A 4,501-nucleotide genomic window follows, 5' to 3' on the forward strand; every position below is an offset into this window, starting at 1 on the left:
CCGGCGCACTCTTCGGCACTGGTTGCTCAAGAATTGTGCGGAATGGGAAATATTGTCATGATATTATTTTCCCAATTGACATGATTTGGCGCGTTCCGCATCGTTAAGGGGCACAGGCTTCTCCAGCACGGGGAAATTCATTTGTCCGCATCAGCGCCCATTATCAAGATCGACGGCATCTCGAAGAGCTTCGGCAGCTTCAAGGTGCTGGACGGCCTGTCGATGCAGGTCATGCCTGGCGAGAAGCTGGCGCTGATCGGTCCGTCAGGCTCGGGCAAGACGACGATCCTGCGCATCCTGATGACGTTGGAGCGCATCGATGGCGGTCATATCCAGATCGACGGCGAGCAGCTCTACCACATGGAGCGCAATGGTCAGTTGCTGCCCGCCGATGAGCGGCACCTGACAAGGATGCGCCAGAAGATCGGCATGGTCTTCCAGCTGTTCAACCTGTTTCCGCATAAGTGCGTCATGGACAATGTCACGTTGGCCCCGATGCTGACCAAGGGCACGCCGCGTGCCGCCGCCGAAAAGCGGGCGATGGAACTGCTCGAGATGGTCGGCATGGCCGACAAGGCGAAGAACATGCCGGCACAGCTTTCCGGTGGGCAGAAGCAACGCGTGGCGATCGCCCGGGCGCTCGCGCTATCGCCGAAGATCATGCTGTTCGACGAGGTGACGTCGGCGCTCGATCCGGAACTGGTCGAGGAGGTGATGAACGTCATGCGCAAGCTCGCCGCCGAGACCGACATGACCATGCTGCTGGTCACCCACGAGATGGGTTTCGCCCATGATTTCGCCGATCGGGTGCTGTTCTTCGATCGTGGCAAGATCGTCGAGGAAGGCAAGCCCGACGAGATTTTCCGTCATCCCAAGCAGGAGCGTACGCAAGGCTTCCTGAAGAAGATCATCGCGGCCGGACATCGCGTCTGACCGTAATGCCGAGGCGGCAACGCCGCCGTCAAGGGCGGCGAGGCCGCCCGTAACAAAAGCAAGACAAGAAACAAGGAGTTGGGAACAATGAACAAACCTAGCATTCTGGCCGGCGTTGCCGGTCTTGCACTGACGGCGGTGCTGGCCGCCTCGACCGCCGGTTCGGCCGACGACAGCAAGCTCGAGCAACTCAAGGCACAAGGCTTTGCCCGCGTCGCCATCGCCAACGAGCCGCCCTATACGGCGGTCGCCGCCGACGGCAAGGTCTCGGGCGCGGCGCCCGATGTGGCGCGCGAGATCTTCAAGCGCCTAGGCGTCGCCGACATCGTCGCCTCGATCTCCGAATATGGCGCGATGATTCCCGGCCTGCAGGCCGGTCGCTTCGATGTCGTCACCGCCGGCCTGTTCATGAAGCCGGAACGCTGCGCTGCCGTTGTCTATTCAGAGCCGGTGCTGTGCGACGCCGAGGCGATGCTGGTGAAGAAGGGCAACCCGAAAGGCTTCAAGAGCTACGAGGATGTCGCCAAGGACACGACCGCCACGATCGGTGCGCCCGGCGGCGGCACCGAGGAGAAGCTGGCGCTCAACGCCGGCGTGCCGCGCGAGCGTGTCATTGTCGTGCCGGACGGCCAGAGCGGCGTGAAGATGCTGCAGGACGGCCGCATCGATGCCTATTCGCTGCCGGTTCTGTCGATCAATGATCTGGTCAAGAAGGCCGCTGATCCAAACCTCGAAGTCATCGCTCCGGTGCAGGGCGCGCCGGTCTATTGCGACGGCGCCGCCTTCAAGAAGGGCGACGAGGCGCTGCGCGACGCCTTCGACGTCGAGCTCGCAAAGATGAAGAAGTCGGGTGAGTTCGCCAAGATCATCGAGCCCTATGGCTTCTCCGCGGCAGCCGCGATGTCGACGACCCGCGACAAGCTCTGCGCGGCGAAGTAGCGCCTGTTTTCCTTCTCCCCGTTTTACGGGGAGAAGGTGGCCCGAAGGGCCGGATGAGGGGCGGTGCCAAGTTTTGCCAAGCTAGCGCTGCCCCTCATCTGCCTGCCGGCATCTTCTCCCCGTGAACGGGGAGAAGGGTCCAAGAATTACCAACGTGGAACCTCAATGACCCAGTGGTCCGGCTATTTCGGCCTGATATTGCAGGGAGCGCTTGTCACCATCGAGCTGACGCTGATGGGATCGGTGCTTGCCCTGTTCATGGCCTTTCTCGCCGGAATGGGTCGGCTGTCGCGTTTCTTCGTGCTGCGCGCGCTGGCCACCGCCTACATCGAATTCTTCCGCGGCACCTCGATCTTCGTGCAATTGTTCTGGGCCTATTTCGTGCTGCCCTTCATCGGTATTTCGCTGACGCCGTTGCAGGCCGGCGTGCTGGCGCTCGGCCTCAATGTCGGCGCCTATGCCGCCGAAGTGGTGCGCGGCGCCATCCAGTCGATCGGCCGTGAACAGTATGAAGCCTGCACCGCGCTCAATCTCGGCCGCTGGCAAGGCATGCGCCACGTCATCCTGCCGCAGGCGCTGCTGGTGATGCTGCCGACCTTCGGCAACAACGCCATCGAACTGCTCAAGGCGACCGCCGTGGTATCGCTGATCTCGCTCACCGACCTGACCTTCCAGGCGCAGGTGGTGCGGTCGCAGACCGGCAACACCTTGGTGCCGTTCGCCACCATCCTGATCATCTATTTCGTCCTGGCGCTGCTCATCTCGTGGGGCGTGCGCTCACTGGAACGCCGCATGGCGCGCGGCCTCGATGGGGTGCGTGCCTGATGGAATGGGATTGGAATTTCGTCTGGGAAATCATGCCGACGCTGATCCAGGGCGTGAAGATCACCATCCTGGCGACACTGCTCGGCTCGGTGCTGGCGGCGATCGTCGGGCTGGGCATCGCGCTGGCGCGCCGCTCGCCCAACAGGGCGTTATCGCGCACCGTCGGTTTCCTGGCCGAGTTCATTCGCGGCACGCCATTGCTAGTGCAGCTCTATTTCATCTTCTACGTGCTGCCCGACATCGGCATCCTGTTACCGCCGCTGGTCGCCGGTGTCATCGGACTCGGGCTGCACTACGGCACCTACACCGCCGAGGTTTATCGCGCCGGCATCGACAATGTGCCGCGCGGCCAATGGGAGGCCGCCAAGGCCTGCAATCTTAGCGCCAGGCAGACCTGGACCCACATCATCATTCCGCAGGCCATTCCGCCGATGATCCCGGCGCTGGCCAATTATTTCATCGCCATGTTCAAGGAAACGCCGCTGCTGTCGGCGATCACCGTGCTGGAGCTGATGAACCAGGCGAAAAGTGTCGCCAACACCTACTATCGCTACATCGAGCCGATCACGCTGGTCGGTGCCTTCTTCCTCGTCATCAGTCTGTTTTCGGTCGTGCTGCTGCGCTGGCTGGAACGCCACTACGGCAAGATCGAGAGGTAGCCGATGAAACCCTTGCCCGAGATCAAAGTTTACCCAAAGAGGCCAGCGCTGGATGTGCGCCCGCTAGAGCGGCGCGTCGGCCTGATCATCCTTGCCACCGACCACACCAGCGAGCCGGATTTCCGCCGCATGGTGGCGAGCGAGCGGATTGGCGTCTACGTCGCGCGCATTCCCTACGCCAACCCGACGACGCCGGAAAACCTGCGCAAGATGCAGCCGGCGCTGACGGCGGGCGCGGCCCTGATCCTGCCGGACGAGCCACTCGATGCCATCTGCTACTCCTGCACTTCGGCGTCGGTGGTGATCGGCGATACCGAGATCGAGGCCGCGATCCAGGCTGCAAAGCCCGGCGTGCCAGTCGTCACGCCGCCGATGGCGGGCGTGCGCGGGCTGCGTGTGCTGGGCGCGAGCAAGATCAGCATGCTCACTCCCTACACGGTCGAGACATCTAGGCCGATGGCCGCCTATTTCGCGGCGCGCGGCTTCGACATCGTTAGCTTCACCTGTCTCGGCTTCGAGGACGACCGCGAGATGGCGCGCATCGCACCCGCAACGCTTGTCGATCTGGCGCGTGAGGCGACCGACGCGAGCGCCGATGCGCTGTTCGTCTCCTGCACGGCGCTGCGCGGTGCACTGGCGGTCACCGGAATGGAAAAGGCGATCGGCCGTCCCGTGGTCACCAGCAACCAGGCGACCGCCTGGAATTGTCTGCGGCTTTGCGGCGATGACACAGCCCATCCCGAATTCGGCCGTCTGATGACGCTGCCATTGCCGCGTGCTTGATGATCATGACACAGGTCACCCTTGAGCACATTCGCGCCGCGCGCGAGCGCATTGCCGGCAAGATCGAGCGCACGCCGACCGTGCTATCCCAGAGTCTTTCCGAACAGTTGGGCGCACAGGTTCATCTCAAGCTCGAGCACCGGCAGACCACCGGCAGCTTCAAGTTGCGCGGCGCCTCGAATGCCGTCGCTTCGCTGAGCGCCGAGGAGAAGGCTCACGGCGTGGTCGCAGCCTCGACCGGCAATCACGGCCGCGCGCTTGCCCATGCGGCGAAGCTTGAAGGCATGCGCGCGGCGATCTGCATGTCGCGGCTGGTACCTGAAAACAAGCTCGACGAGATCCGCCGGCTTGGCGCGGAGGTC

At 63.1% G+C, this 4,501-nt stretch carries 6 protein-coding genes; all 6 read left to right on the top strand.

All coding sequences use genetic code 11. The features are described 5' to 3' along the window. Nucleotides 1-141: 141 nt before the first annotated feature. Nucleotides 142-933 carry an ectoine/hydroxyectoine ABC transporter ATP-binding protein EhuA gene (gene ehuA / locus EN935_RS23705; protein ID WP_109670044.1) on the top strand — a complete coding sequence of 264 codons (792 nt, stop codon included), beginning with the start codon at nt 142-144 and terminating at the stop codon, nt 931-933. Between the two features lie 87 nt (nt 934-1,020). After that, nucleotides 1,021-1,872: an ectoine/hydroxyectoine ABC transporter substrate-binding protein EhuB gene (ehuB, locus tag EN935_RS23710; protein WP_109670042.1), complete on the top strand. Its 852-nt coding sequence runs from the start codon at nt 1,021-1,023 to the stop codon at nt 1,870-1,872. Nucleotides 1,873-2,037: 165 nt separating this feature from the next. Beyond that, nucleotides 2,038-2,697 (top strand): ectoine/hydroxyectoine ABC transporter permease subunit EhuC, encoded by a 660-nt coding sequence (gene ehuC, locus EN935_RS23715; protein ID WP_109670040.1) that lies wholly within the window; start codon nt 2,038-2,040, stop codon nt 2,695-2,697. Continuing rightward, the gene (ehuD, locus tag EN935_RS23720; protein WP_109670038.1) at nt 2,697-3,356 is read left to right on the top strand and encodes an ectoine/hydroxyectoine ABC transporter permease subunit EhuD; all 660 of its coding nucleotides are present in this window, start codon (nt 2,697-2,699) and stop codon (nt 3,354-3,356) included. The genes ehuC and ehuD overlap by 1 nt, the downstream gene beginning before the upstream one ends. Before the next feature lie 3 nt (nt 3,357-3,359). Next, entirely contained in the window at nt 3,360-4,139 is a 780-nt protein-coding gene (gene eutA, locus EN935_RS23725; RefSeq protein WP_109670036.1) for an ectoine utilization protein EutA, read from the top strand. A 5-nt stretch (nt 4,140-4,144) separates the two neighbouring features. Further along, nucleotides 4,145-4,501, top strand: a 357-nt coding sequence (locus EN935_RS23730) for a pyridoxal-phosphate dependent enzyme (protein WP_164771291.1), incomplete at its 3' end; no start/stop codon positions are given.

The sequence above is a fragment of the Mesorhizobium sp. M7D.F.Ca.US.004.03.1.1 genome, assembly GCF_003998635.1.
Lineage (GTDB): Bacteria > Pseudomonadota > Alphaproteobacteria > Rhizobiales > Rhizobiaceae > Mesorhizobium > Mesorhizobium loti.